The organism is Streptomyces sp. NPDC045021, assembly GCF_056432645.1.
In genome coordinates this window covers 314,394-340,274 of the sequence record NZ_JBWKIQ010000008.1, presented here as the reverse complement: position 1 = coordinate 340,274, position 25,881 = coordinate 314,394, and the positions used below count along the sequence as shown (strand labels likewise).

Genomic DNA, 25,881 nt, shown 5'->3' with positions numbered 1-25,881 from the left:
CGCTGTCAGCGGCCCCCGGCCACCGCTCCGATCCCGGTGACATCCATCCGGGCGGGCGAGCCGAGGGCCGCTCCGCAGCTCTCCGGGCGCGGGGGCAGCGCCGCGGACTCGGTGATGCAGACGTCCCAGGCCCGGCCGTCGGTGTGCGCCACCCGCACCGTCCAGGACGGCGCCGAGCCCTCCGTACGCTCCACCACGAGCGCTCCCGCCCGGACTTCACCGGTCAGGGACCGGACCGCGAGGTCGGCGGCCTGGCCGGGCCGGTCCCAGGCGGAGGCGCCGCGGCAGCCGTCGAGCGCGATCCGGTCGTCGCGGGCCGCCTTCAGCACCTCGTGCGCCAGATCCGTGTCGACCCGCCCGTAGGCGTAGCCGGTCGGCAGGACGAGCATGGTGGGGGCGAACCGGTGGCCGCCGATATGCGTGATCTCCCATACATCGCTGTCGCCGCCCTGGGCGGACAGCTGTGCGGCGAGCGGGCGACCGTACAGCGCGCAGCAGCGGTCTCGTTTGCCGTTCGTGCAGACCAGCGCGACCGGCTCGGTGTGCGGCGCGCCGAATCCCTGGTGCTCGCCGGCGCCCAGCGCGGCGAAGTCCAGCTCCAGCAGCGCGGCGGGCTCGTCGACCACGTCCTGCCGGACCCATGACCGTCCGGGGACGACATGGGCGACGAGCACCTGGTGCCGGGACGGGACGTGACAGTCCGCGTGGCGCCCCGGACGCCGGATCAGCGCGACTCGGACCCCGGTGCCGTCCGCGGCCTTCTCCAGGGCCCGGCCCACCACCGGATCCAGATGGCTCGCGGTGAAGGCCTTGGCGCCCCAGGGACCGGGCTGTTCGATCAGGAGCCAGGTTCTGGCGGTGGCGGCGGTAGCGGCGAGCGGTTCGGCCAGCTCCGCCGAAGCGTTCGTGCACGTACTCACGCAGGGCAGCCTAACCGGAGCGCGACAGGGCGCGGCACCGCCGGTGCCGCGCCCTGTCGCCCGCTGTCCGCGAAGCCGGTGGCTAGACCGGTCCGGCCACCACCGTGATCGGCTTGGCCAGCGCCACCCCTGAACCGTCCCTGCGGGGGTCCTTCGGCGGAAGGTCGGCGGGCATCCCCGTCGCCGTCGCGGCGCGGGCCGGTACCGCGCCCGCCCAGGCGAGCACCAGACCGTCCTCACCGCGCAGGAAGCGCTGGCAGCGCACCCCGCCGGTCGCCCGGCCCTTGCGCGGATACTGCTCGAACGGGGTGAGCTTGGCGGTGCCCTGGACCGAGCCGTCGAGCGTTCCCTCGGCGCGGGCCACGGTGAACACCACCGCGTCCACGCCCGGGTCGACGGCGGTGAAGGAGATCGCCTTCGCCCCGTCGGTCAGCTTGACGCCGGCCATGCCGCCCGCCGGGCGCCCCTGGGGGCGCACCTGCGAGGCCGGGTACCGCAGCAGCTGGGCGTCGTCGGTGATGAAGACCAGGTCCTCCTCGCCGGTGCGCAGCTCCACGGCGCCCACCACCCGGTCGCCGTCCTTGAGGCCGATGACCTCCAGATCGTCCTTGTTCGCGGGGTAGTCGGGGACCACCCGCTTGACGATGCCCTGTTCGGTGCCGAGCGCGAGACCGGGCGAGGACTCGTCGAGCGTGGTCAGGCAGAGCACCCGCTCGCCGGTCTCCAGGGACAGGAACTCCGAGACGGGCGCACCGCCCGCCAGGTTCGGCGCCCCCGCGGTGTCCGGCATCATCGGCAGATCGATCACGGTCAGCCGCAGCAGGCGGCCGGCCGAGGTGACCGCGCCGACATCGGCCCGCGCGGTGGTCGGCACCGCGGAGACGATCACGTCGTGCTTGGCCCGCTTGCCCTCGCCGTCGTCGAACTCCTCGCCGTTGGCGGTCCGCGCCAGCAGCCCCGTGGAGGACAGCAGCACCCGGCACGGGTCGTCGGCGACCTCCAGCGGGACGGCCGAGACCGGCGCGCCCGCCGACTCCAGCAGGACGGTGCGGCGATCGGTGCCGTACTGCTTGGCCACCGCCGCGAGCTCGTTGGAGACCAGCTTGCGCAGCTCGGCGTCCGAATCCAGGATCACCGTGAGCGCTTCGATCTCGGCGTTCAGGCGGTCGCGCTCGGACTCCAGCTCGATGCGGTCGAACCGGGTGAGCCGGCGCAGCGGGGTGTCCAGGATGTACTGGGTCTGGATCTCGGACAGCGAGAAGTGGGCGATCAGCCGTTCCTTGGCCTGCGCCGAATTGTCACTCGACCGGATGATCGAGATGACCTCGTCGATGTCGATGAGGGCGACCAGCAGGCCGTCGACCAGGTGCAGGCGGTCCCGACGCTTGGTGCGGCGGAACTCGCTGCGGCGCCTGACCACCTCGAAGCGGTGGTCGACATAGACCTCCAGCAGCTCCTTGAGGCCCAGCGTGAGCGGCTGCCCGTCGACCAGCGCCACGTTGTTGATGCCGAAGGACTCCTCCATCGGCGTCAGCTTGTAGAGCTGCTCCAGCACAGCCTCGGGGTGGAAGCCGTTCTTGACCTCGATCACCAGGCGCAGCCCGTGCGACCGGTCGGTGAGGTCCTTCACGTCGGCGATGCCCTGGAGCTTCTTCGCGCCGACCAGATCCTTGATCTTCGCGATGACCTTCTCCGGGCCGACCGTGAACGGCAGCTCGGTGACGACCAGGCCCTTGCGGCGCGGCGAGGTGTCCTCGACGGCCACGGTGGCACGGATCTTGAAGGTGCCGCGGCCGGTCTCGTACGCGTCCCGCACACCGGCCAGGCCGACGATCCGGCCGCCGGTGGGCAGGTCGGGACCGGGCACGAAGCGCATCAGGGTCTCGAGGTCCGCGCCCGGATGCTTGATCAGGTGCCGGGCGGCGGCGATGACCTCGCCCAGGTTGTGCGGCGGCATGTTCGTCGCCATACCGACCGCGATCCCCGACGAGCCGTTGACCAGCAGGTTCGGATAGGCGGCCGGAAGTGTGACCGGCTCCATCTCCTGGCCGTCGTAGTTCGGCGAGAAGTCGACGGTGTCCTCGTCGATGGACTCCACCATCAGCGTGGCGGCCCCGGCCATCTTCGACTCGGTGTAACGCATCGCGGCGGGCGGGTCGTCGTTGCCCAGGGAGCCGAAGTTCCCGTGCCCGTCGACCAGCGGCAGCCGCATCGAGAACGGCTGCGCCATGCGCACCAGGGCGTCGTAGATGGAGGCGTCGCCGTGCGGATGCAGCTTGCCCATCACCTCGCCGACGACGCGGGCGCACTTCACGTAGCTGCGGTCGGGGCGCAGCCCCATCTCGTTCATCTGGTAGACGATGCGCCGGTGCACGGGCTTGAGCCCGTCGCGGGCATCGGGCAGGGCGCGCGAGTAGATGACCGAGTAGGCGTACTCGAGGAAGGAGCCCTGCATCTCATCGACGACGTCGATGTCGAGGATGCGCTCCTCGAAGTCGTCGGGAGGAGGGGTCTTCGTGGTGCGGCGGGCCATCGCGGCTGCTGCTCCTTTTCCTGGACCTGAGCGGGACTGACGCGGACCATTGTGGACCGGCCCACTGACAGTGGTGACCACCGCCCGGCATAAGCGTGCCGCTAGCGGGAACTTCGCGTGGTGTCGGCACGCTTGCCTAGAGTGTCAGCACTCGACCAAGACAAGTGCACGCGACCGGAAGGACAGCTTGCCCATGGGTCTCACGGCCACGTCGGACGGCACACAGCCGCAGGACTCCGACGGCCTGACAGCAACCGAACACCGCCTGGCGAACGGCCTGCGTGTGGTGCTCTCCCAGGACCACCTCACCCCGGTCGCCGCGGTGTGCCTCTGGTACGACGTCGGTTCCCGTCATGAGGTGAAAGGCCGGACCGGACTGGCCCACCTGTTCGAGCACTTGATGTTCCAGGGCTCGGCCAGCGTGACGGGCAACGGTCACTTCGAGCTGGTCCAGGGCGCCGGTGGTTCGCTGAACGGCACCACCAGCTTCGAACGCACCAACTACTTCGAGACGATGCCGGCCCACCAGGTGGAGCTGGCGCTGTGGCTCGAGGCCGACCGGATGGGCAGCCTGCTCACCGCGCTCGACGAGGAGAGCCTGGAGAACCAGCGCGACGTCGTCAAGAACGAGCGCCGCCAGCGGTACGACAACGTGCCGTACGGCACGGCCTTCGAGCGGCTGACCGCGCTGGCCTACCCCGACGGCCACCCGTACCACCACACCCCGATCGGCTCCATGGCCGACCTGGACGCGGCCTCCCTGGAGGACGCCCGCGCGTTCTTCCGCACGTACTACGCGCCGAACAACGCGGTCCTGGCCGTGGTCGGCGACATCGACCCCGAGCAGACGCTGGCCTGGGTCGAGAAGTACTTCGGCACCATCCCCGGCCACGACGGCAAGCCCGCCCCCCGCGACGGGTCGCTGCCCGACGTGATGGGCGGACAGCTGCGCGAGATCGTCGAGGAGGACGTGCCCTCGCGCGCCCTGATGGCCGCGTACCGGCTGCCGCACGACGGCACCCGGGAGTCCGACGCCGCCGACCTGGCGCTGACCGTACTCGGCGGCGGCGAGTCGTCCCGGCTGCACAACCGGCTGGTGCGCCGCGACCGCAGCGCCGTGGCGGCCGGCTTCGGCCTGCTGCGGCTGGCGGGCGCGCCGTCGCTCGGCTGGCTGGACATCAAGGCGTCCAGCGGCGTCGAACTGGCCGACATCGAGGCCGCGGTCGACGAGGAGCTGGCCCGTTTCGCCGCGGAGGGACCCACCGCGGAGGAGATGGAACGCGCCCAGGCCCAGCTGGAGCGCGAGTGGCTGGACCGGCTCGCGACGGTCGCCGGGCGCGCCGACGAGCTGTGCCGTTTCGCGGTGCTCTACGGCGACCCGCAGCTGGCGCTCACCGCCGTCCAGCGGGTGTTGGAGATCACTCCGGAGGACGTACGGGCCGTCGCCGCGGCCCGGCTGCGCCCCGACAACCGAGCCGTCCTGGTCTACGAGCCCACCGGCTCGCCCGACGAGGCGGCCGACGAGACCGAGCAGGAAGGCGCGGACCAGTGACCGACGTCGCCGCGACCATGACGTTCCACCCCCAGCCGCAGCCCGGCACCGCCACCCCGTGGGCCTTCCCGGCCCCCGACCGGTCCACCCTGGGCAACGGCCTGACCGTGCTCACCAGCCACCGCCCCGGCCAGAAGGTCGTCGCGGTGGAGGTGCTGCTCGTGGCGCCGCTGGACGCGGAACCCGAAGGCCTGGACGGCGTGGCCACCATCATGGCCCGGGCGCTCTCCGAGGGCACCGACAAGCTCACCGCGGAGGAGTTCGCCGCCGAGCTGGAGCGCTGCGGCGCCACCCTGGACGCGCACGCCGACCACCCGGGCGTCCGGGTCTCGCTGGAGGTCCCGGCCTCCCGGCTGGACAAGGCCCTCGGGCTGCTCGCGGACGCCCTGCGCGCCCCCGCGTTCCCCGACAGCGAGGTCGAGCGGCTCGTCAACAACCGGCTCGACGAGATCCCGCACGAGCTGGCCAACCCGGCCCGCCGCGCCTCCATGGCGCTCTCCGCGGAGCTGTTCCCCGCGAACCTGCGCTGCTCCCGCCCCCGCCAGGGCACGGAGGAGACGGTGGCGAGGATCGACGCCGCGGCCGTCCGGGCGTTCTACGACGCGCATGTGCGTCCCGCCACCACCACGGCGGTCGTCGTCGGCGATCTGACCGGCATCGACCTGGCCGCGCTGCTGGACGAGACGCTCGGCGAGTGGACCGGCTCGACCGCGGAGCCCCGCCCGCTGCCGCAGATCACCTCGGACGACACCGCGCGCGTGGTGATCGTGGACCGGCCCGGCGCGGTGCAGACCCAGCTGCTGATCGGCCGTACCGGATCCGACCGCCACGACCCGGTCTGGGCGGCACAGGTGCTCGGCACGTACTGCCTGGGCGGCACCCTGACCTCCCGTCTGGACCGGGTGCTGCGCGAGGAGAAGGGCTACACGTACGGCGTGCGGGCCTTCGGCCAGGTGCTGCTGTCCACCCCGGAGGGAACCGGCGCCTCACTGCTCGCCATCAGCGGCTCGGTGGCCACCGAGGTCACCGGACCCGCGCTGGCCGACGCCTGGCAGGTCGTCCGCACGCTGGCGGCCGAGGGGCTCACGGACGAGGAGCGCGACGTCGCGGTGCAGAACCTCGTCGGCGTGGCGCCGCTGCGCTACGAGACGGCGGCGGCCGTCGCCGGCACGCTCGCCGACCAGGTCGAGCAGTTCCTGCCGGACGACTTCCAGGCCCAGATGTACGCGCGGCTGGCGCGGACCGGCACCGTGGAGGCGACCGCCGCGGTGGTCAGCGCCTTCCCGCTGGACCGCATGGTCGTCGTCCTGGTGGGCGACGCCTCGGTGATCGAGGGGCCCGTCACGGAGCTGGGAATCGGCTCGGTGAAGGTCATCGCGCACGGCTGACCGGCTGCCATCGGGCAGCCGTCCCCCCTCCCGGGGACGGTCGGACGACCCTTTCGCGGGCGCCGACCGGATGCGCGGCGGAACCCTGGCGCACCCCTTGGGGCGCCGGGGTTCCGGGCGTTTTGGATCTCTATACGCCCGGAACGACCCTGTGTGGCGAACGCAACATATCGCCCGTTCTGTTTGCCGTAACCGACGCGGTCCGATTAGCGTCCACCCCTGCTGCTCGTCACCATCCGCCGCGTCCAGCGGCAACCGGGCAGTGATCGCCGAGTCCCCGTCAGGCGCGAGCCTGGGGAGCCGGGGACCCACGTCCCTGGGGTGAATCGGGCCGTCCTCACCACGAGGCAGCCCGTAGGAGACCTTCCTGCTCCGAACCCGTCAGCTAACCCGGTAGGCGAGAAGGAAGGAAAGGATCTCGCCGCACCCATGGCGTTCACTGTTCTGCCCGCGCCCAGCGGGAAGCACCGCCGTCCCCGTCGTGCCGTCCTCCGCACCGGGACCACCCTGGCCGGCGTCGCGGTCCTGACCGCCGCCGGCACCTTCGGCGCCACCGCGGCCACCGCGCTCTCCACGGACCGCGCCGTCGCTCCCAAGGCCATCGAGGACACCGCGTTCGCGCGCGCCGTCGACGCCTCGGACACCCTCCCCAGCTCCCTCGCCGCCCAGGCCGCCGCCCAGCACAAGGCGGCCGACGAGACCAAGCGGAAGGCCGACCAGGCCAAGCGCGTGGCAGCGGCGGCCGAGGCCGCCAAGAAGAAGGCCGCGGCCGAGGCGAAGATCAAGGCGGAGCGCGAGGCCGAGGCCCGTGCCGCCGCCCGCGCCGCCCGCGCCGAGGCGGAGCGCAAGAGGCTCAACTCCTTCGTGCTGCCCGTCAACAGCGCCATCGGCACCGGGTACAAGGTCCCCGGTTCCATGTGGGCCTCCGGCTACCACACCGGAGTCGACTTCACCGCGTCCACCGGCACCCCGGTCCACGCCGTGGGCGCCGGCACCGTCGTCACCGCCGGCTTCGACTCGGCGTACGGCAACAACGTCGTGATCCGGCACAACGACGGCATCTACACGCTGTGCGCCCACATGTCCTCGCTCAGCGTGTCGGTCGGCCAGACCGTCACCACCGGCGAGCAGATCGGCCTGTCCGGCGCGACCGGCAACGTCACCGGCCCGCACGTGCACTTCGAGGCCCGCACCACGCCCGACTACGGCTCGGACATCGACCCGGTGGCGTACCTCCGCTCGCACGGCGTCTCCATCTGATCCATCCGATCCGTCCGAGATCAGCACTCCCGTCCCCCCACGAAGGCCCCGGCTCCCCGCCGGGGCCTTCGTGTTGTCCAAAAATAATCCATGAATTCTGGACTCCGGTCGGAATCCTCGTTGTGCTGGAATAGAGTCGCCGAAGATTACGGGGAAAAGAATGGAGACCGGCGATGCGGAATCGGATGTGAACGGGACGGACGGCGCAGGGCGTCGTATCTCCGCACAGGTCGTGTGCACCGCGATCCGTGACGACATCGTCGGCGGTTTCTATCCGCCGGGCAGCCGGCTGACGGAGGAGCTGCTGGCGAGACGTTACGGCGTCTCCCGGGTCCCGGTGCGCGAGGCGCTGCGCACCCTGGAGTCGGAGGGGTTCGTCCGCACCCGCCGGCACGCGGGCGCCTCCGTCGCCGAGCCGACGGAACAGGAGGCGGCCGACCTGCTGGAGCTCCGCGGCCTGCTGGAGCCGCTGGGGGCCGCCAGGGCGGCGCAGCGGCGCACCGACTCCCACCTCAAGGTGTTGCGCGGACTGGTGCGGCTGGGCCAGGAACGTTCCCAGCAGGGCCAGTTGTCGGATCTGCCGTCCCTGAACGGCTGGTTCCACGAAACGCTCGCCCAGGCCTCCGGCAGTCCCACCCTGGCCGCGCTGCTCACCCAGCTGCGGCACAAGATCGCCTGGGTGTACGGGGAGGGGGAGCCCGGCCGGGCGGTGGAGTCCTGGGAGGAGCACGGCGCGATAGTCGACGCGGTGGCCCGCGGGGACGCGGAGCGGGCCCGGAAGATCTCGGCCGGGCATGTGGAGCGCGCCGTCTCGGTGAGGACTCTGAAACACCCTGTATACGCCGCGCGCCGGAGGAATTAACAATAGCGCCGTATACAAGTGGGCAGAATTATCGCGGCCCTGAATGCGGAAAGGCGGGGTCGCGTTATCCGCTTGGATAACGCGACCCCGCCGAATTCCTGCGCGGGCCTGCGCCCATGGGCTCAGACGGCTTCGGGGAGTTCCTCGAGGCCCTCGGAGACCAGCTTGGCCAGCCGGTCGAGCGCGGCGTCGGCGCCATCGGCCTCGGAAGCGAGCACGATCGGCTCGCCGCCCTGCGCGCCCAGGCCGAGCACGGCCAGCATCGACGCGGCGTTGACGGCGGTGCCGTCCGTCTTCGCGATCGTCACCGGGACGCCGGCGGCGGTCACCGCGCGGACGAAGAGTGAAGCGGGGCGGGCGTGCAGGCCCTCGGCCCAGCCGACGGTGACACGGCGCTCAACCATGGTGTAGCCCTTCAGGTCGTTCCTGTTGTCTAGACCAGTCTCGCACGGACGGAAGACTGCTCAGGCACCTCGACGCGGTTCAGCCTGCCCGCTCGGGTGACCCCGCGCTAGCCGGGCGCGCGCGGACACCGGCCCGCCGTTCAGGCGCGCCGGGCCACCCGCCCGCTTACCCTGGCCCCATGACGACTCCGGCCCCCCGCCCCTATCCGGTGCACTGGGAAGCGGACGTCGTCCTGCGCGACGGCGGCATCGCCCACATCCGGCCCATCGGACCCGGCGACGCCCAGCGGCTGGTGGACTTCTACGAGCAGGTCTCCGACGAGTCGAAGTACTACCGCTTCTTCGCGCCCTACCCCCGGCTCTCGGACCGCGACGTGCACCGCTTCACCCACCACGACTACGACGACCGGGTGGGCCTGGCCGCCACCGTCGGCGACGACTTCATCGCCACCGTCCGCTACGACCGGATCGACGCCGAGGGCCGGCCGGCCAGCGGGGACGCCTACCGGGCCGAGGTGGCCTTCCTCGTCCAGGACTCCCACCAGGGCCGCGGGGTCGCCTCCGCGCTGCTGGAACACATCGGGGCGGTCGCCCGCGAGCGCGGCATCCTGCGCTTCATCGCCGAAGTGCTGCCCGCCAACCGGAAGATGGTCAAGGTCTTCACCGACGCGGGCTACACCCAGCAGCGCAGTTTCACCGACGGCGTCGTCCACCTCGAACTCGACCTGGAGCCCACCGAGGCGTCGGTCCAGGTCATGCGGGCCCGCGAGCTGCGCGCCGAAGCCCGTTCGGTGCAACGGCTGCTCACCCCCCGGTCGGTGGCCGTGATCGGCGCGAGTCGGCGGCCCGGCGGCGTCGGCCGCACCCTGCTGCGCAATCTGGTCGCGGGCGGCTTCACCGGCCGCGTCCACGCCGTCAACCGCTCGTTCCCCGAGGGCGAGAGCACCCTCGACGGCGTCCGCGCGCACCGCACCGTCGCCGCGATCCCGGAACCGGTCGACCTGGCGATCATCGCGGTGCCCGCCGAGAGCGTGCCGGAAGCCGTCGCCGCCTGCGGAGAACACGGCGTCCAGGGACTGGTCGTGGTCACCGCGGGGTACGCCGAGTCCGGACCCGAAGGCCGGGAACGCCAGCGCGAACTGGTGCGCCAGGCCCGCTCGTACGGCATGCGGGTCATCGGCCCCAACGCCTTCGGCATCGTCAACACCGCGGCCGGCGTACGCCTCAACGCCTCGCTCTCGCCCGAGGTCCCGGCCACCGGACGGCTCGGGCTGTTCACCCAGTCCGGCGCGATCGGTATCGCGCTGCTGTCCGGACTGCACCGGCGCGGCGCCGGCCTCTCCTCGTTCGTCTCCGCGGGCAACCGCGCCGACGTCTCCGGCAACGACCTGCTGCAGTACTGGCACAACGACCCGGACACCGACGCCGTCCTGATGTACCTCGAATCCTTCGGCAACCCGCGCAAGTTCACCCGGCTCGCCAAGCGGACCGCCGCGAGCAAGCCGGTCGTGGTCGTCAAGGGCGCCCTGCACTCCGGCACCACCCCGGCCGGGCACGCCGTGTCCGCGACCCGGATCCCGGACAGCACGGTGTCCGCGCTCTTCCGGCAGGCGGGCGTGATCCGCGTCGACACCGTCACCGAACTCCTGGACGTGGGCCTGCTGCTCTCCTTCCAGCCGATCCCGCGCGGCGGGCGGGTCGCGATCCTCGGCAACTCCGACTCCCTCGGACTGCTCACCTACGACGCGGCCCTGACCGCCGGGCTCCGGCCGATCGCACCGATCGACCTCACCACCTCGGCCGGGCCCGAGGACTTCCGCACCGCGCTCGCCGCGGCGCTGGCCGACGACACCAGCGACGCCGTCGTCGTCACCGCCATCCCGCGGGTCGGCTGCGAGGACGCCCCCGACCCCGAGTCCGGCGACGACCCCGCCCTCGCCCGCGCGCTGCGGATGGCGGCGGCCGGGTCCGGCAAGCCCGTCGTCGTCGCGCATCTCGCCCTGGAGACCATGGCCGACCGGCTGGGCGTCCCGGCTCCGCAAGCCGCGTCCGAGGGGTCCGACGGTTCCGCCAGTTCCGACGGATCCGAGGCGTCCGCGGACGGGCCGGACCAGGCGCGGGTTCCCGCGTATCCCGCCGCCGACCGCGCGGTGCGGGCGCTGGCGGAGGCGGTGGAGTACGCGCGGTGGCGGCAGGGGGCCGAGACGCCCGGCCGGGTGCCGCAGTTCACCGACATCGAGGAGAGCGCGGCGGCGGACGACGTGGCACGGCTGCTCGACGCTGGGGAGCACGAGGGCGAGCACGGCGTCGTGCTCGACGACGCGGCCGCCGTGGCCCTTCTGGGGCGTTACGGGATCACCGTGCGGTCCGCGCTCCCCGCGCCGGGGATCGCCGCCGCGCTCGCCGCGGCCCGGACGCTCGGCTACCCGGTCGCGCTCAAGACGACGGCCCCGCACCTGCGGCACCGGGCCGACCTCGGCGGCGTCCGCCTCGACCTCGCCGACGAGGGCGATCTGCGGCGGGCGTACGAGGAACTGACCGCGCGGCTCGGCAAGCCGGCCGAGCTGTTGCTGGTGGTGCAGGCGATGGCGCCGCGCGGAGTGGACACCGTCGTGCGCGCCACCGTCGACCCGGCGGTCGGCGCCGTGCTGTCGTTCGGCCTGGCCGGAGCCCCCTCGGAGCTGCTGGGGGACACCGCGCACCGGCTCGTGCCGGCCACCGACCGGGACGCCGCGGAACTGGTGCGCTCCATCAAGGCCGCCCCGCTGCTCTTCGGCTGGCGCGGCAGCGAACCGGTGGACACCGCGGCCCTGGAGGAGCTGCTGCTGCGGGTCTCGATGCTCGTCGACGACCTGCCGGAAGTGGTCGCCGTCGACCTGGAGCCGGTGGTCGTCGCACCCCACGGCCTCACCGTGCTGGGAGCCTCCGTCCGCCTCGACCGGCCGCCCGCCAGAACCGATCTGGGACCACGCGCACTGTCGTCCTTCTGAGCGGTACCCGCCCTTAAGATGGACCCCATGGCGAAGACCGGTATGACGACCCAGGGCCTGCGCACGGCCATCGAGCGCAGCGGCTACTACCCGGCCCTGGTGGCCGAGGCCGTCGAGGCCGCGGTGGGCGGCGAACCGGTGGCGTCGTACCTGGTCCACCAGGAGACGACGTTCGACGCGAACGAGGTGCGCCGGCATGTGACGGTGCTGGTCATCACCGATCACCGCTTCATCGTGAGCCACACCGACGAGCAGGCCGCCGACGACACCTCCCCGACGCCGTACGCGACCACCTCCACCGAGTCCGTGAAGATCGGCCGGATCTCGTCCGTCGTGGTCAGCCGGGTGGTGGCCAACCCCGAGGCGTACGTACCGGGCACGCTGCCGCGCGAGGTCGTGCTGACCATCGGCTGGGGCGCCGTCAGCCGCCTCGACCTGGAGCCCGCCGCCTGCGGCGACCCCAACTGCGACGCCGACCACGGCTACACCGGCTCCTCGACCGCCGACGACCTGTCGCTGCGGGTCAGCGAGGCCGGCGACGGGCCCGACGCGGTCCGCCAGGCCCTGGCCTTCGCGCAGGCCCTGTCCGAGGCGACGGCGGCCGACCGCTGATGGTGCACGCCGTCCCCGCCTACGACCCGGCGCCGCTGGATCCGCGTACCGCACCGGCACCGCTCTACGGCACCGGTTCGCTCTGCGACCTCTTCCCCGCCGCGACCGCCGGGCTCGCCGTCCCTGGCATGCCCGTCACCGGCCTGGAACTGGCGCCCGCCGACCGCGTCTGCGTCTTCCTGGTCGACAGCATGGGCTGGGAACTGCTGCGCGCGCACCCCGAGGAGGCGCCCTTTCTCGCCTCCCTGATGCACACCTCACTCAACGGCACCGGGCAGCCGCTCACCGCCGGCTTCCCGTCCACCACCGCGACCTCGCTCGCCTCGGTCGGCACCGGCCTGCCGCCGGCCCGCCACGGGCTCGCCGGCTACACCGTCCTGGACCCGGCCTCCGGCAGGCTGATGAACCAGCTGCGCTGGCAGCCCTGGACCGATCCGCACGTGTGGCAGCCGTACCCCACCGTCTTCCAGCTCGCCGACGCCGCCGGGGTCGCGACCTGCCAGGTGTCCTCGCCGAACTTCCAGCACACTCCGCTGACGAAGATCGCGCTCAGCGGCGGCACCTTCCACGGCCGGCTCACCGGCGACGAGCGAATGGATCTGGCGGCCGACCGGCTCGGCGCCGCCGACCGGACGCTCGTCTACACGTACTACAGCGAACTGGACTCCATGGGCCACCGGCACGGCGTCGACTCCGACGCCTGGCGCGGCCAGTTGATGATGGTCGACCGGCTCGCGCAGCGGCTGGCCGAGCAACTCCCGCCGCGCTCCGTGCTCTACATCACCGCCGACCACGGCATGATCGACATCCCGTTCGACGCCGAGTCCAGGATCGACTTCGACGAGGACTGGGAGCTCAGTGCCGGCGTCGCCGTCCTCGGCGGCGAGGCCCGCGCCCGCCATGTCTACGCCGTGCCCGGCGCCGCGGCCGACGTGTACACGGTGTGGAGCGAGGTGCTCGGCGAGCAGATGTGGGTCGCCACCCGCGAAGAGGCCCTCGCGGCGGGCTGGTTCGGCCGACCCGGCGACCCCGTCGACGAACGGGTGCTCGGGCGGATCGGCGATGTGATCGCCGTGGCCCGCGACGACATCGCGGTCATCGCGAGCCGCAGCGAGGCGGGGGAGTCCCAGATGATCGGCCTGCACGGCTCGATGGCCCCCGGCGAGCAACTCGTACCGCTGCTCGAAGTACGTTCCTGACCCGCAGCGCAGTCCTCCCAACCTCCTCCCTGAAAGGCCGTCGCCCTCCTCATGCCCGAGCTCGTGTTCTTCTCCGGAACGATGGACTGCGGAAAGAGCACCCTCGCTCTTCAGATCGAGCACAACCGCTCGACGCGGGGGCTGCAGGGCATGATCTTCACCCGCGACGACCGGGCGGGCGAGGGCGTGCTCTCCTCCCGGCTGGGCCTGTCCACCAAGGCGATCGAGGCCGCCGACGACGTCGACTTCTACGGCTATGTGGTCTCGCACCTGTCCGGTGGCGGCCGTGCCGACTACGTCCTGGTCGACGAGGCGCAGTTCTTCGCGCCGGCCCAGATCGACCAGCTCGCCCGGATCGTCGACGATCTGGGCCTGGACGTCTTCGCCTTCGGCATCACCACCGACTTCAGGACCAAGCTCTTCCCCGGGTCGCAGCGCCTGGTCGAGATGGCCGACCGTATCGAGGTTCTCCAGGTCGAGGCGCTGTGCTGGTGCGGGGCCCGCGCCACGCACAACGCCCGCACCATAGACGGCCAGATGGTCGTCGAAGGCGCGCAGGTCGTCGTCGGTGACGTCAACCGCCCGGCCAGCGAGGTGGGTTACGAGGTGCTGTGCCGCCGTCACCACACCCGGCGGATGACGGCGGCGAGCGCTCAGGCCGCGACGCTGTCCCCGGACGTCCTGCCGGTGGACCAGGCCGTCGACCGGAACGGGGTCAGCGGGCCGCGTCGATGACGGTGAAGACGGCGCCCTCGGGGTCGGCGACCGTCGCCAGCCGCCCGTAGCCCGAGTCACGGGCCGGCTGCAGCACCCGGCCACCCAGCTCGATGATCCGGCGGGCCGCCGCGTCGGTGTCCGCCACGGCGAAGTACGTCATCCAGTGCGCGCCCCGGTCGCGGGGCAGCGACTGTCCGACCCCGTGGATCCCGGCCACCGCACGGCCCTTCAGCCGCAGGGTGAGGTAGTCGAAGCCGGCCGCCGACTCGGTCTCCGTCTCGTACCCGAAGACATCGGCGTAGAACTTGGCGACGGTGGACGACTCGCGCGTCACCAGCTCGTTCCAGGCCAGCGTGCCCGGCTCACCGATGACATCGGCACCGGGGTGGCGCTGCGCCTGCCAGATCCCGAAGACCGCGCCCGAGGGGTCGACGGCCACCGCCATCCGTCCCTCGTGATCCGCGTCCAGCGGGCCGACGCCCACCGTGCCGCCGCACTCGCGGATCAGCTCCGCGGTGACGTCCGCGTCGTCGCAGGCCAGCAGCGTGGTCCAGGAGACCGGCAGATGCCGGTCCTTCGGGCCGTCTCCGATGCCGGCGATCTGCCGCCCGCCCAGCTCGGCCCGGACATAGGGGCCGAGGTGCTGCGGTCCCTCGTGGAACTCCCATCCGAACAGGGCACCGTAGAACTCCTGGGCCGCGTCCAGATTGTGTGCCATCAAGCTGACCCAGCAGGGCGTGCCGGGAGGACGCCGGCTCGGTACCTCGGTCATTGAATTCTCTCCTCGGGGCCGGCGCTCGGGGCATTCGGGGGAGGTGCCGAAGTCGATGGTTCCACCACCGGGCCCGCGACGCGCCCCGGCCGCGCCGCATCCAACCCCTAAGTGCTGAATACTGCCCGTTTTGGTATTTGACTTCCGTTTCGAGCCGGTGGCCGCGCGATGGCGATCAGTCGAACGTCCAACGTGTGAGGCCCACAATGGACGTATGGAACCCATTATCGCTGCAGCCGAACTCGCGAGCGAGCTGAGCCGGACCACCGTCCTCGACGTCCGCTACCGGCTCGGTGCTCCTCCCGGCCGTCCGGAGTACGAGGCGGGCCACATCCCCGGAGCGGTCTACATCGACCTCGAATCCGAGCTGGCGGGCGAACCCGGCACGGGCGGCCGCCACCCGCTGCCCGACCCGGAGGTCTTCGGCGCCGCGATGCGTGCGGCCGGTGTCAGGGCCGACCGCGACGTGGTCGTCTACGACGCCGCGCAGGGCTGGGGCGCCGCTCGCGCCTGGTGGATGCTGCGCTGGACGGGCCACACCCGGGTCCGAGTCCTGGACGGCGGACTGGCCGCGTGGATCGCCGCCGGGCAGCCGCTGGAGACCGGAACGGCGGATCCCGCCCATGGTGACTTCACCCCCGCCGTCGGATCGACGCCGCTGCTGACCGCCGAGGACGCGGCGGCGCTGGCCCGGCGCGGTCTGCTGCTCGACGCCCGGGCCGGCGAGCGGTACCGGGGCGAGGTGGAGCCGATCGATCCCGTCGCCGGCCACATTCCGGGCGCGGTGAGCGCTCCGACCACGGAGAACGTCACGGAGGACGGCCACTTCCTGCCGCCCGACGTCCTGGCGGCCCGGTTCGCGGAGCTGGGCGCCAAGGACTCCCCCGAGGTCGGCGTCTACTGCGGCTCCGGCGTCTCGGCGGCCCAGGAGGTGCTGGCGCTGGCGGTCGCGGGCATCCCCGCCGCGCTGTACGTGGGCTCGTGGAGCGAATGGACGGCCGATGCGGACCGTCCGGTCGCCACCGGCGCGCAGCCGGGCTGAACCCCGGACAGGGGTCGAGCGCAAAGGTAAGGGGCGGCGCACGTGGTGCGCCGCCCCTTACCGTCGATTCCTGCGGTTACTCCTGCTTCTTGCGGCGGCTGCCGAAGACGATCTCGTCCCAGCTGGGTACCGTCGCCCGGCGTCCCGGCCGGACACCGTCCGCCTCGGCCTGCCGGTCCGTGGTGCCGACCAGCCGGTCGCGGTGGCCCGCGACGGCCCTCGGCATCAGGACGTCCGCGTACGCGGAACCCGCACCCGTGCTCGCCGCGGGCGGAGCGGCCTCCTCGGCCGCCGGCTCCTCCGGCTGCTCCACCGGAGCGGCCTCCGGCGGTGCGGACGGCGGCGCCGGTACGACCATGTCGCCGCGGAAGCTCGGCACCGCCTCCAGCAGGCTGGTCAGCGAGTCCCGGTCCTCCTCGGCACGCTCGGCACTGCGCTCCTGCGGCCGGTCGGGGCGCTCCAACTGCCGGTCGAGCGCCCGGTCCAGCGGGCGGTCCCGGGGCAGCCGGGCGATCCGCGGCACGAAGGGGAAGCTCGGCGGCTCCTTGGAGTCCTGCGTCTCCGGGGCGTCCTGCTGGGTGGTCTCGCCGATCAGCGCCCGTGCCTCGTCGTCCACGGCCTGGACGAGCCGCCGGGGCGGGTCGTACGTCCAGCTCGCGGAGTGCGGTTCACCGGCCACCCGGTAGACCAGCAGGACTTCCCAGGTGCCGTCGTCGCGCCGCCAGGAGTCCCAGAGAACGGTCTCCTTCTCGGCGCCGCGCAGCAGCAGCCGCTCCGCGACCGCTTCACCGAGCTGCGGTCCGGCGCTCTCGCCGTGCCGCCGCACCGGGGTCTTCCTGGCCCGCTCGGCCATGAAGGCGCGCTCGGCAAGCACCGGACCCTCGAAGCGGCGCACCCGTTCCACCGGAATTCCGGCGGTCTGGGCAACCTCTTCCGCTGAGGCTCCGGCTCGTATCCGTGCCTGGATGTCCCGTGGCCGCAGGTGGCTCTCGACCTCGATCTGACCGAGGCGGGCACGGTCATTGCGTACCGCTGCCCGGAGTCGCTCGTCGATGGGGAGCGAATATTCCGTGCTGTCTGCAGCCTTGAGCACCAGTCGTGTGCCGTCGTTGCTGACGGCCACGACACGCAGTTCGGGCATGGGAACCTCCCGGGTGGTGCCTGCCGACGTCACGTGCGTCGCTGCTCCCGTTGGACGAGTGTGGCCTGCCCAGGTGCGGCACGCCACAACCTTGCAGGGTTACCCGGCGTGTCGGGCAGGTGCCGTGACTCGCCGTTATGGGACGGTGACCAGTTGACCACTCAGAGTGACCAAACGCGGCACCCCGGGATGAGCACCGCCTCCGGGCTCCCCTCCCGTGGTCCGGGCAACCGGACGGGAAGCCGGAGCCAGGATTCGCCACAGTACTCCATTCGGGCCACTGGGGTGGGTTGCAGCGCGGCTGAACTTCTCCCGCGACAAGGGAGTTGAGTGGCGATGCTCACAGAACGTGCGCAAGTGGAACCACTGCCTTCGCCCATATGTCTCTTCTCTGTGCAAGGTGGACGAGAACGGCTACCCAGGTATGGATATGGACGAAAAGGACGAGCGCGAAGAAACGCCCCGGCGTGGACGGTTGGACCTGAGCGTTCCGCAAGTGGCGGGCAGCGCGCTGGCCGCCGTGACCGCCGCACTGCTGGCTTCGCAGCTCGGCGTCTACGGGACGATCATCGGCGCCGGCGTGGTCAGCATCGTCGCCACCGCGGGCGGCACGGTCTTCCAGCACTTCTTCCGGCGCACCGGCGAGCAGCTGCGCACGGTGTCCACCCGGCACCTGCCGGTTTCGGTTCCGGGGACGGACCCGGAGGCCGGGCCCGGCTCCACCCGGATGTTGGAGGAACTGCCGCCACCGGGCGCGGGCGACGCCCCGGACGGGGAGTACGGCGAGGCGACCGTGCACGGCACGACCAAGCGCGGCTGGCGCAAGTCGGCGATCGGCGCCGTCGTCGTCTTCGTGCTGGCGATGGGAACCGTCACCTCGATCGAGCTGGCCAGCGGGTCGGAGCCGTCGGTCACGGCGGTCTTCGACGGCGGCGGCTCGCACTCCCGGCCGTCCGGGGAGAAGCCGAGCACCACGGCCACCCATCCGTCCGACGACTCGGGGGACACCCCGTCGCCGGGATCGTCGTCGAGCTCTTCGCCGTCCTCGTCCCCGTCCCCGTCCCCTTCGGGGAGCGGTAGCGGCTCGCCCTCGCCCGACCCGAGCGGTTCGCCTTCGTCGGGCGGCAGCCCGAGTACCAGCAGCTCCGCGACCCCGGACCCCGGCCGGTCCTCGGACGACGGCACGGGCGGCGGGGCGTCACCCGGCGCCCGGAACGGCACCCAGGGCGCCGCTGCGGGCGCCGGGACGCAGAACTGAGCGCCGGGGACCTGACGGGTCCTATGCGCCCAGCACCCGCCGCAGGTAGTCGTTGCCGAAGAGCCGCTGCGGGTCCAGCCGGTCGCGCAGGGCGGTGAATTCGCCGAAGCGCGGATAGACCCCGGAGAAGTACTCCGCGTCCCGGGTGTGGACCTTGCCCCAGTGCGGGCGGCCCTGGTGCGCGGTCATGATCTTCTCGGCCGCGGTGAAGTACTCCTGGTAGCGGCTGCCCCGGTACATGTGCACGGCGATGTACGCGCTGTCGCGGCCGGAGGCCGTGGACAGGGTGATGTCGTCGGCGGGCGCGATCCGCACCTCCACGGGGAAGCTGATCCGCAGTCCCGACGACTCGACCATCGCCTTGAGTTCGCGGATCGCCCCGACCGCCGCCTCGCGCGGCACGGCGTACTCCATCTCCACGAACCGCACCCGGCGCGGGCTCGTGAAGACCTTGTACGCGATGTCGGTGTACGTACGGGCCGACAGCGCGCGGCTGGAGACCTTCGCGATGCCGGGGATGGTGCCGGGAGCGGCCTTCCCGAGCGAACACGCGGCCTGGAAGAGGCCGTTGGAGAGCAGCTCGTCGTCGATCCAGCCCTTGACCGGGGAGAGCGGGGCCGCCGGGCCCTGACTGCGGTTGTTGCGCTTGGTGTTGCAGCTGTCGGTGTGCGGGAACCAGTAGAACTCGAAGTGCTCGTTCTCCGTCGTCAGCTGGTCGAACTCCGCCATGACCCGGTCGAAGCCCATCGGCTCCTCGCGGGCGGTGAGCAGGAAGAGCGGTTCGACCGCGAACGTGATCGCGCTGATCACCCCGAGGGCGCCGAGCCCGAGCCGGGCCGCCGCGAAGACGTCGGCGTTCTCGTCCGCCGAGCAGGTCAGCACCGAGCCGTCGGCCAGCACCAGCTCCAGGCCCTTGATCTGGGCGGAGATCGATCCCGAGTCACGGCCGGTGCCATGGGTGCCGGTGCTGGTGGCGCCGGCCACCGTCTGCTCCATGATGTCGCCCATGTTGGTCAGCGACAGGCCCGCGGCGGCCAGCGCCGCGTTCAGCTGGTGGAGCGGCACCCCCGCCTCCACGGTGATCGTGCCGCGCTCGCGGTCGATCTCCCGGATGGCCGCCAGCCGGTCCGGACGGATGAGGACCCCGCCGGTGGCGGCCGCGGCCGTGAACGAGTGCCCGGTGCCCACGGCCTTCGCCGTCAGCCCGTCCGCCGCGGCCTGGCGGACGGCGGCTGACAGCTCGTCCACCGAGGCCGGCGAGACGCTGCGGCGCGGCTGTGCGGTGACGTTCCCCGCCCAGTTACGCCACGCCTTCTCGGCGGTTCCGTTCATCGTGCTCGTCGTGCTCATACGTACGCGGCCCCTCCTGCTCCGGCGCCGGCCGCAGCCGGCGGAACCCCAGGACTGCCACCACCACGGCGAGTGCCCCGGCGGTGGCCGGTACCGCGAACGCCGCCTCCGCCCCCGACGAGTCGATCACCCACCCGGACATCGAGGCTCCGAGAGCCACGCCGACCGTGATGCCAGTGCTCACCCACGTCATGCCCTCGGTCAGCTTCGCACGCGGTACCAGCTGTTCGACCAGGGCCATGGCGATGACCATCGTCGGTGCGATGGACAGGCCCGCGACGAACAGCGCTACGGCCAGGAACCACAAGTTTCCGACCAGTAGGAGCGGGATCATACTCACAGCCATCACGCACACACCCACCAGGAAGCCGCGCGAGGCCGAGCCCTTGAGCCGGAACAGCCCGAAGGCCAGCCCCGCGACGCACGATCCGAACGCGTACACCGCGAGGACCAGGCTGGCCGCTGCCTTGTGGCCCAACTCGTCGGCGAAGGCCACCGTCGTGACCTCCACCGAACCGAAGATCGCGCCCGTGCAGGCGAAGGTGGTCACGAGCACCTGGAGGCCGGGGGAGCGCAGCGCCGAGCCGCCCGCGTGCGAGGCCGTGGGGTGCGGGACCGGCTCCGTCGAGCGCTGGGCGGTCAGCAGGAAGGTGCCGATGGCCAGGAAGGCCGCCGCGAGCAGCGGGCCGGCCTCCGGGAACCAGACGGTGCACAGCCCGATGGACAGGATCGGGCCGACTATGAAGCAGACCTCGTCGACCACGGACTCGAAGGAGTACGCGGTGTGCATCGCGGGGGTGCCGTGGTGGATCACGGCCCAGCGGGCCCGGACCATCGCGCCCAGGCTCGGCGTGGCACCCGCCATGACGGCGAAGACGAACAGCGTCCACTCCGGCGCGTCCCACACGACGCTCAGCAGCAGCCCGGCCACCGCCAGCACGGTGGTCGCCGCCGCCGGCCGCAGCACGCGGCGCTGCCCGTGACGGTCCACCAGCCGGGACACCTGAGGGCCTATTACGGCGCCGGACATCGCCAGCGTGGCGGAGAGCGCGCCCGCCAGCCCGTAGCGGCCGGTGACCTGGGAGATCATCGTCACGATGCCGATGCCCAGCATCGAAAGCGGCAGCCGGCCGATGAACCCCGCGGCCGAGAATCCCTTGGTACCAGGTGCTGCGAAGATCGCGCGATAGGGGCTGGACACGGGCACTCCACGGCGTCTTCGCCGGCGTCGGTAAGGCTTGTGACTGTTCTCCACAGGTTACGTGGCAGGGCAACCGCTTTTCTGGACGCCGGGCACCAGTGGCAGGATCGGACCATGTCCGATCACAACGAGGCCGGTCCCGCGGCCGGGCCCTATGACGCGCTGCTCCTGCTCTCCTTCGGCGGCCCCGAGGGACCCGACGACGTCGTCCCGTTCCTGGAGAACGTCACCCGCGGCCGGGGCATCCCGCGCGAGCGGCTGAAGGAGGTCGGGCAGCACTACTTCCTGTTCGGCGGGGTCAGCCCGATCAACGCGCAGAACCGCGAGCTGCTCGACGCGCTGCGCAAGGACTTCGGCGAGCACGGCCTCGACCTGCCGGTCTACTGGGGCAACCGGAACTGGGCGCCCTACCTGGTCGACACGCTGCGCGAGATGACCGACGACGGACACCGCCGCATCCTGGTGCTCGCCACCAGCGCCTACGCCTCGTACTCCGGCTGCCGCCAGTACCGCGAGAACCTGGCCGGCGCCCTCGCCGAGCTCGCGTCCGAGGGCCGCCCGGTGCCGCGGGTCGACAAGCTGCGGCACTACTTCAACCACCCCGGTTTCGTGGGCCCCATGACCGACGCGGTGCTCACCGCGCTGGGCGAGCTGCCCGCGGCGGTCAGGGACGGCGCCCACCTGGCGTTCACCACGCACTCCATCCCGACCGCCGCCGCCGACACCTCGGGACCGGTGGAGGGCCACGGGGACGGCGGCGCCTACGTGGCGCAGCACCTGGACACCGCCCGGGTGATCGCCGACGCGGTGCGGGAGGCGACCGGCACCGACCACCCGTGGAAGCTCGTCTACCAGTCGCGCAGCGGCGCCCCGCACATCCCGTGGCTGGAGCCGGACATCTGCGACCACCTGGAGGAGGTGCACGGCGACGGCGCGCCCGCCGTCGTCATGGTGCCGATCGGTTTCGTCTCCGACCACATGGAGGTCAAGTACGACCTCGACACGGAGGCGGCCGACAAGGCCGCCGCGCTGGGGCTGCCGGTCGCGCGGGCCGCGACCGTGGGGGCCGACCCCCGGTTCGCCGCCGCCGTGCGCGACCTGGTCCTGGAGCGGGCGGCGAGCGAGCGCGGTCTGGCGCCGCGGCCCTGCGCGCTGGGCGCGCTCGGTCCGAGCCACGACGTCTGCCCGGCGGGCTGCTGCCCGTCCCGGACCCCGAAGCCCGCCGTCGCGGGCACCGACTGAGGAGAGCCGTGAGCACCGAACTGCTGGAGATCGCGCTGGAAGCCGCCCACAAGGCGGGCGAACTGCTGCGTACCGGCCGGCCCGCCGACCTCGGGGTGGCGGCGACCAAGTCGAGCCCGATCGACGTCGTCACCGAGATGGACATCGCCGCCGAGAAGCTGATCACCGAACTGATCGCGGGGCACCGCCCGAACGACGGCTTCCTCGGCGAGGAGGGCACCGAGAGCGCGGGCACCAGCGGGGTGCGCTGGGTGATCGATCCGCTCGACGGCACCGTCAACTACCTGTACGGGCTGCCCTCCTGGGCCGTGAGCATCGCGGCCGAGCGGGACGGCGAGACGGTGGTGGGGGTCGTCGCGGCCCCGATGCGCGGCGAGACCTACCGAGCCGTGCTCGGACAGGGCGCCTACGTCAACGACACCCCGGCCCGGCCGCGGCCGGTGCCCGAGTTCGCGCACGCCCTGGTCGGCACCGGGTTCGGCTACCTCACGGACCGCCGGGTGACGCAGGCGGAGGTGCTGCGCACCCTGCTGCCGAAGGTCCGCGACATCCGGCGTGGGGGATCTGCCGCCATCGACCTGTGCGACGTGGGCTGCGGACGGCTGGACGCGTACTACGAGCGCGGCCTCAATCCGTGGGACTTCGCGGCCGGCGCCCTCTTCGCCCGGGAGGCGGGCGTCCTCACCGGCGGACGCCCCGGGCAGCTCCCGTCGAACGAGCTGACCGTCGCCGCCGGTCCCGGCCTGTTCGAACCGCTCCAGGGCCTGCTGGAGGAGCTGGGAGCCTGGCACGACTGACCTGGACCGACGCCGCCGTCCGAGGGCTGCAGCGGCGCCCCGGGGGCAGCTGGCGGCCCCTGCGGGATCCGTCCGGCACGGGCTGCGCCGGACCCGCGACGGACCCGTCCGGCCTGCGGCGGGACACGCGAACGCCCCGGCACCGTGGAGGTGTCCGGGGCGGGCCGACGGCCGTTGCGCTGCCGTTCCGGGTCGGAAGTTCCGGGTCGGTGGTTCCGGGTCGGAGATTCGGTCTAGGCGACCTTGGACTGGATGTTCACGCCATGCTCCGCGGCCAGGCGCCGCAGATCTTCGAGCTCGCTCTGTTCGACCTCGGCGAGGAACTCGTCGCCGGCCTCTCGGGCGTGGTGGAGGTCGGATTCAGTGCTGTGTATCCGCTGCAGGATTCCGGTGGTGAATGCGTCCATCAGCTGGCGCCCCCTCGTCGTCGTCGTTGACACGGGGTGTGTCAAAGCCCATAACGGCGCGGCGGGAAGCGCGTCAGGGCTTGGTTGGTGGGTGTACGACGGGTCCTCCCCGGGCCCGGCGACGAGGAAACCTCAAGCGGACGACGAATTCCGGTCCCCTCGCCACTTACCGCCGGTTTACGGCCGTCCGGTGCAGGATGGGAGCACATTCGTACTGCTCACGGAAGGAACAGCGCCTTGCGCGTACTGGTCGTCGAGGACGAGCAACTGCTCGCCGATGCGGTTGCCACCGGACTTCGCCGCGAGGCCATGGCCGTCGACGTCGTGTACGACGGCGGCGCCGCCCTGGAGCGGATCGGGGTGAACGACTATGACGTCGTCGTCCTCGACCGTGACCTTCCGGTCGTCCACGGTGACGACGTCTGTCGGCAGATCGTCGAGCTGGGGATGCCGACCCGGGTGCTCATGCTGACCGCCTCCGGCGATGTGAGCGACCGGGTGGAGGGGCTGGAACTGGGCGCCGACGACTACCTCCCCAAGCCCTTCGCGTTCAGCGAGCTGACCGCGCGGGTCCGCGCGCTGGGCCGCCGGACGACCACGGCCCTGCCGCCGGTCCTGGAGCGCTCCGGCATCAAGCTCGACCCCAACCGCCGCGAGGTCTTCCGGGACGGCGCGGAGGTGCATCTGGCGCCGAAGGAGTTCGCCGTGCTGGAGGTGCTGATGCGCAGCGAGGGCTCGGTGGTCTCCGCCGAGCAGCTCCTGGAGAAGGCGTGGGACGAGAACACCGACCCGTTCACGAACGTGGTGCGGGTGACGGTGATGACGCTGCGCCGCAAGCTCGGCGAGCCCCCGGTGATCGTCACCGTGCCGGGCTCCGGATACCGGATCTGAGCGGCGTGACCACTTCAGCCGCGTCCCCGCCGCCCCCCACGACGCCCCAGAAACCCGGGTGGGAACCGATTCCGGTCGAAAGCCCGCCGCCCTGGCTGCGGCCGACGATCCGGATACGCCTGACCGTCCTGTACGGCGGCATGTTCCTGATCGCCGGTGTCCTGCTGCTGTGGATCATCTATCTGCTGGCCGCGCAGGCCCTGCACCAGGGCAATGAGCTGCCCTTCAGGCTGCTCAACGGCCAGGTGTCCGGGAATTCGTCCTGCGCGCTCCCTTCGTCGGGCAGCGCCGACGAATTCACCCGGGCCATCGGCATCTGTATGCAGAACCAGCGCGAGCTGGCGCTCAACACGCTGCTCAGGCGCTCGCTGATGGCCTTGATAGGGCTGACCGTGGTCGCCTTCGCGTTCGGCTATGTGATGGCCGGGCGGGTGCTCTCCCCGCTGGGCAAGATCACCCGCACCGCGCGCGGCGTGGTCAGCTCGGACCTCAAGCGCCGGATCGAGCTCGACGGCCCGGACGACGAGCTCAAGGAGCTCGCCGACACCTTCGACGACATGCTCGACCGGCTGGAGCGGTCCTTCGACGCGCAGCGCAGGTTCGTGGCCAACGCCTCGCACGAACTGCGCACGCCGCTGGCGATCAACCGCACGCTCCTGGAGGTGCAGTTGGCCGACCCCGAGGCGTCGGCGGACCTCCAGCAGCTCGGAAAGACCCTGCTGGCCACCAACGAGCGCAGCGAGCAGCTCGTGGAGGGCCTGCTGCTGCTCGCCCGCAGCGACAACGAGATCGTCGACCGCAAGCCGGTGGACGTCGCGGAGGCGGCCTCCCAGGCCCTCGACCAGACCCGCTCCGAGGCGCAGGCCAAGGGCGTGGAGCTGCGCAGCGAGCTGGGGCCCGCGGTGGTGCAGGGCAACGGCGTGCTGCTGGAGCGCATCGCGCTGAACCTGGTGCAGAACGCCGTCCGGTACAACACGGCCGACGGCTGGGTCGAGGTGACGACCGGTACGGAGGCGGGCCAGGCCCTGCTGATCGTGACGAACACGGGCCCGGTGGTCCCGGCCTACGAGGTGGACAACCTCTTCGAGCCCTTCCGCCGGCTCCGTACGGAGCGCACGGGCAGCGACAAGGGCGTGGGCCTGGGGCTGTCCATCGCGCGCTCCGTGGCGCGCGCCCACGGAGGCTTCATCTCGGCGGAGCCGAGGGAGGGCGGTGGCCTGGTCATGCGGGTGGTCATCCCGCTGTGACCGCCGACCCGGCGGGGAGCCGGGCATGGTCCGAACGAGGTCTTCCGAGGCCTCGGAACCCCCCGTGAGGGTCGGATCGTGTTCGCTTTGCGAGTA

At 72.0% G+C, this 25,881-nt stretch carries 22 protein-coding genes and 1 riboswitch; of the genes, 14 read left to right on the top strand and 8 right to left on the bottom strand.

Features of this window, described 5'->3' with window-relative positions:
- Positions 1-5: 5 nt before the first annotated feature.
- Together AC07DC_RS25000 and AC07DC_RS24995 are read right to left on the bottom strand one after the other, a co-directional pair.
- A complete protein-coding gene (locus AC07DC_RS25000; RefSeq protein ID WP_478916698.1) occupies positions 6-920 on the bottom strand; it encodes a sucrase ferredoxin in 915 nt (304 codons plus the stop codon).
- A gap of 82 nt (positions 921-1,002) precedes the next feature.
- Positions 1,003-3,453 carry a DNA gyrase/topoisomerase IV subunit A gene (locus tag AC07DC_RS24995; protein ID WP_478916697.1) on the bottom strand — a complete coding sequence of 817 codons (2,451 nt, stop codon included), beginning with the start codon at positions 3,451-3,453 and terminating at the stop codon, positions 1,003-1,005.
- A gap of 193 nt (positions 3,454-3,646) precedes the next feature.
- On the opposite strand from AC07DC_RS24995, the gene AC07DC_RS24990 reads away from it, so the two are divergent.
- From AC07DC_RS24990 to AC07DC_RS24975, 4 genes are all read left to right on the top strand, one after another.
- Positions 3,647-5,005, top strand: coding sequence for a M16 family metallopeptidase (locus tag AC07DC_RS24990; RefSeq protein ID WP_478916696.1), 1,359 nt, complete (start codon positions 3,647-3,649; stop codon positions 5,003-5,005).
- A 17-nt stretch (positions 5,006-5,022) separates the two neighbouring features.
- Entirely contained in the window at positions 5,023-6,393 is a 1,371-nt protein-coding gene (locus AC07DC_RS24985; protein WP_478916783.1) for a M16 family metallopeptidase, read from the top strand.
- Positions 6,394-6,650: 257 nt separating this feature from the next.
- Positions 6,651-6,807, top strand: a riboswitch (cyclic di-AMP (ydaO/yuaA leader).
- A gap of 15 nt (positions 6,808-6,822) precedes the next feature.
- A complete protein-coding gene (locus AC07DC_RS24980) occupies positions 6,823-7,653 on the top strand; it encodes a M23 family metallopeptidase (protein ID WP_478916695.1) in 831 nt (276 codons plus the stop codon).
- Between the two features lie 160 nt (positions 7,654-7,813).
- The gene (locus tag AC07DC_RS24975; protein ID WP_478916694.1) at positions 7,814-8,515 is read left to right on the top strand and encodes a GntR family transcriptional regulator; all 702 of its coding nucleotides are present in this window, start codon (positions 7,814-7,816) and stop codon (positions 8,513-8,515) included.
- Between the two features lie 122 nt (positions 8,516-8,637).
- Here AC07DC_RS24975 and AC07DC_RS24970 read toward each other — a convergent pair whose 3' ends face one another.
- The gene (locus tag AC07DC_RS24970) at positions 8,638-8,919 is read right to left on the bottom strand and encodes an HPr family phosphocarrier protein (protein ID WP_478916693.1); all 282 of its coding nucleotides are present in this window, start codon (positions 8,917-8,919) and stop codon (positions 8,638-8,640) included.
- Positions 8,920-9,098: 179 nt separating this feature from the next.
- Here AC07DC_RS24970 and AC07DC_RS24965 point away from each other — a divergent pair, with 179 nt between their 5' ends.
- From AC07DC_RS24965 to AC07DC_RS24950, 4 genes are read left to right on the top strand one after another with little or no spacing between them, the layout of a single operon-like run.
- Positions 9,099-11,909 carry a bifunctional acetate--CoA ligase family protein/GNAT family N-acetyltransferase gene (locus tag AC07DC_RS24965; protein ID WP_478916692.1) on the top strand — a complete coding sequence of 937 codons (2,811 nt, stop codon included), beginning with the start codon at positions 9,099-9,101 and terminating at the stop codon, positions 11,907-11,909.
- Positions 11,910-11,936: 27 nt separating this feature from the next.
- Entirely contained in the window at positions 11,937-12,521 is a 585-nt protein-coding gene (locus AC07DC_RS24960) for a DUF5998 family protein (RefSeq protein ID WP_138357495.1), read from the top strand.
- Positions 12,521-13,720 (top strand): alkaline phosphatase family protein, encoded by a 1,200-nt coding sequence (locus AC07DC_RS24955; RefSeq protein WP_478916690.1) that lies wholly within the window; start codon positions 12,521-12,523, stop codon positions 13,718-13,720. The genes AC07DC_RS24960 and AC07DC_RS24955 overlap by 1 nt, the downstream gene beginning before the upstream one ends.
- 51 nt (positions 13,721-13,771) lie before the next feature.
- Positions 13,772-14,455 (top strand): thymidine kinase, encoded by a 684-nt coding sequence (locus AC07DC_RS24950; RefSeq protein WP_138357497.1) that lies wholly within the window; start codon positions 13,772-13,774, stop codon positions 14,453-14,455.
- On the opposite strand, the gene AC07DC_RS24945 is transcribed toward AC07DC_RS24950, so the two are convergent.
- On the bottom strand, positions 14,436-15,209 hold the full coding sequence (locus AC07DC_RS24945; RefSeq protein ID WP_478916689.1) for a VOC family protein: 774 nt from the start codon (positions 15,207-15,209) through the stop codon (positions 14,436-14,438). The genes AC07DC_RS24950 and AC07DC_RS24945 overlap by 20 nt on opposite strands.
- A gap of 214 nt (positions 15,210-15,423) precedes the next feature.
- Here AC07DC_RS24945 and AC07DC_RS24940 point away from each other — a divergent pair, with 214 nt between their 5' ends.
- Positions 15,424-16,251, top strand: coding sequence for a sulfurtransferase (locus tag AC07DC_RS24940; protein WP_478916688.1), 828 nt, complete (start codon positions 15,424-15,426; stop codon positions 16,249-16,251).
- Positions 16,252-16,327: 76 nt separating this feature from the next.
- Here the strand turns inward: AC07DC_RS24940 and sepH are convergent, their stop codons facing one another.
- The gene (sepH, locus tag AC07DC_RS24935) at positions 16,328-17,392 is read right to left on the bottom strand and encodes a septation protein SepH (RefSeq protein ID WP_478916687.1); all 1,065 of its coding nucleotides are present in this window, start codon (positions 17,390-17,392) and stop codon (positions 16,328-16,330) included.
- 430 nt (positions 17,393-17,822) lie between these two features.
- Between sepH and AC07DC_RS24930 the strand changes: the two genes are divergently transcribed.
- Positions 17,823-18,650, top strand: coding sequence for a hypothetical protein (locus AC07DC_RS24930; protein WP_478916686.1), 828 nt, complete (start codon positions 17,823-17,825; stop codon positions 18,648-18,650).
- A gap of 21 nt (positions 18,651-18,671) precedes the next feature.
- On the opposite strand, the gene AC07DC_RS24925 is transcribed toward AC07DC_RS24930, so the two are convergent.
- Both AC07DC_RS24925 and AC07DC_RS24920 read right to left on the bottom strand, forming a co-directional pair.
- Positions 18,672-20,000, bottom strand: coding sequence for a D-arabinono-1,4-lactone oxidase (locus AC07DC_RS24925; protein ID WP_478916685.1), 1,329 nt, complete (start codon positions 19,998-20,000; stop codon positions 18,672-18,674).
- Positions 19,951-21,201: an MFS transporter gene (locus AC07DC_RS24920; RefSeq protein WP_478916684.1), complete on the bottom strand. Its 1,251-nt coding sequence runs from the start codon at positions 21,199-21,201 to the stop codon at positions 19,951-19,953. Before AC07DC_RS24920 ends, AC07DC_RS24925 begins: the two co-directional genes overlap by 50 nt.
- A 114-nt stretch (positions 21,202-21,315) precedes the next feature.
- On the opposite strand from AC07DC_RS24920, the gene AC07DC_RS24915 reads away from it, so the two are divergent.
- Positions 21,316-22,443: a ferrochelatase gene (locus tag AC07DC_RS24915; RefSeq protein ID WP_478916683.1), complete on the top strand. Its 1,128-nt coding sequence runs from the start codon at positions 21,316-21,318 to the stop codon at positions 22,441-22,443.
- Between the two features lie 8 nt (positions 22,444-22,451).
- On the top strand, positions 22,452-23,240 hold the full coding sequence (locus tag AC07DC_RS24910; protein ID WP_478916682.1) for an inositol monophosphatase family protein: 789 nt from the start codon (positions 22,452-22,454) through the stop codon (positions 23,238-23,240).
- Between the two features lie 233 nt (positions 23,241-23,473).
- Here AC07DC_RS24910 and AC07DC_RS24905 read toward each other — a convergent pair whose 3' ends face one another.
- The gene (locus AC07DC_RS24905; RefSeq protein ID WP_478916681.1) at positions 23,474-23,647 is read right to left on the bottom strand and encodes a hypothetical protein; all 174 of its coding nucleotides are present in this window, start codon (positions 23,645-23,647) and stop codon (positions 23,474-23,476) included.
- Between the two features lie 237 nt (positions 23,648-23,884).
- Between AC07DC_RS24905 and AC07DC_RS24900 the strand changes: the two genes are divergently transcribed.
- Both AC07DC_RS24900 and AC07DC_RS24895 read left to right on the top strand, forming a co-directional pair.
- Positions 23,885-24,538, top strand: a complete 654-nt coding sequence (locus tag AC07DC_RS24900; protein WP_478916680.1) for a response regulator transcription factor — start codon at positions 23,885-23,887, stop codon at positions 24,536-24,538.
- 5 nt (positions 24,539-24,543) lie between these two features.
- The gene (locus tag AC07DC_RS24895; protein WP_478916679.1) at positions 24,544-25,785 is read left to right on the top strand and encodes a sensor histidine kinase; all 1,242 of its coding nucleotides are present in this window, start codon (positions 24,544-24,546) and stop codon (positions 25,783-25,785) included.
- The last annotated feature ends 96 nt before the right edge of the window (positions 25,786-25,881 follow it).

Coding starts and splice junctions, on each gene's coding strand:
- AC07DC_RS24940 (WP_478916688.1), top strand. CDS start 15,424: ATGGAACCCATTATCGCTGCAGCCGAACTCGCGAGCGAGCTGAGCCGG.
- AC07DC_RS24950 (WP_138357497.1), top strand. CDS start 13,772: ATGCCCGAGCTCGTGTTCTTCTCCGGAACGATGGACTGCGGAAAGAGC.
- AC07DC_RS24930 (WP_478916686.1), top strand. CDS start 17,823: ATGGACGAAAAGGACGAGCGCGAAGAAACGCCCCGGCGTGGACGGTTG.
- AC07DC_RS24990 (WP_478916696.1), top strand. CDS start 3,647: ATGGGTCTCACGGCCACGTCGGACGGCACACAGCCGCAGGACTCCGAC.
- AC07DC_RS24980 (WP_478916695.1), top strand. CDS start 6,823: ATGGCGTTCACTGTTCTGCCCGCGCCCAGCGGGAAGCACCGCCGTCCC.
- AC07DC_RS24925 (WP_478916685.1), bottom strand. CDS start 20,000: ATGAGCACGACGAGCACGATGAACGGAACCGCCGAGAAGGCGTGGCGT.
- AC07DC_RS24995 (WP_478916697.1), bottom strand. CDS start 3,453: ATGGCCCGCCGCACCACGAAGACCCCTCCTCCCGACGACTTCGAGGAG.
- AC07DC_RS24945 (WP_478916689.1), bottom strand. CDS start 15,209: ATGACCGAGGTACCGAGCCGGCGTCCTCCCGGCACGCCCTGCTGGGTC.
- AC07DC_RS24970 (WP_478916693.1), bottom strand. CDS start 8,919: ATGGTTGAGCGCCGTGTCACCGTCGGCTGGGCCGAGGGCCTGCACGCC.
- AC07DC_RS24915 (WP_478916683.1), top strand. CDS start 21,316: ATGTCCGATCACAACGAGGCCGGTCCCGCGGCCGGGCCCTATGACGCG.
- AC07DC_RS24960 (WP_138357495.1), top strand. CDS start 11,937: ATGGCGAAGACCGGTATGACGACCCAGGGCCTGCGCACGGCCATCGAG.
- AC07DC_RS24905 (WP_478916681.1), bottom strand. CDS start 23,647: ATGGACGCATTCACCACCGGAATCCTGCAGCGGATACACAGCACTGAA.
- AC07DC_RS24955 (WP_478916690.1), top strand. CDS start 12,521: ATGGTGCACGCCGTCCCCGCCTACGACCCGGCGCCGCTGGATCCGCGT.
- sepH (WP_478916687.1), bottom strand. CDS start 17,392: ATGCCCGAACTGCGTGTCGTGGCCGTCAGCAACGACGGCACACGACTG.
- AC07DC_RS24965 (WP_478916692.1), top strand. CDS start 9,099: ATGACGACTCCGGCCCCCCGCCCCTATCCGGTGCACTGGGAAGCGGAC.
- AC07DC_RS24975 (WP_478916694.1), top strand. CDS start 7,814: ATGGAGACCGGCGATGCGGAATCGGATGTGAACGGGACGGACGGCGCA.
- AC07DC_RS24985 (WP_478916783.1), top strand. CDS start 5,023: ATGACGTTCCACCCCCAGCCGCAGCCCGGCACCGCCACCCCGTGGGCC.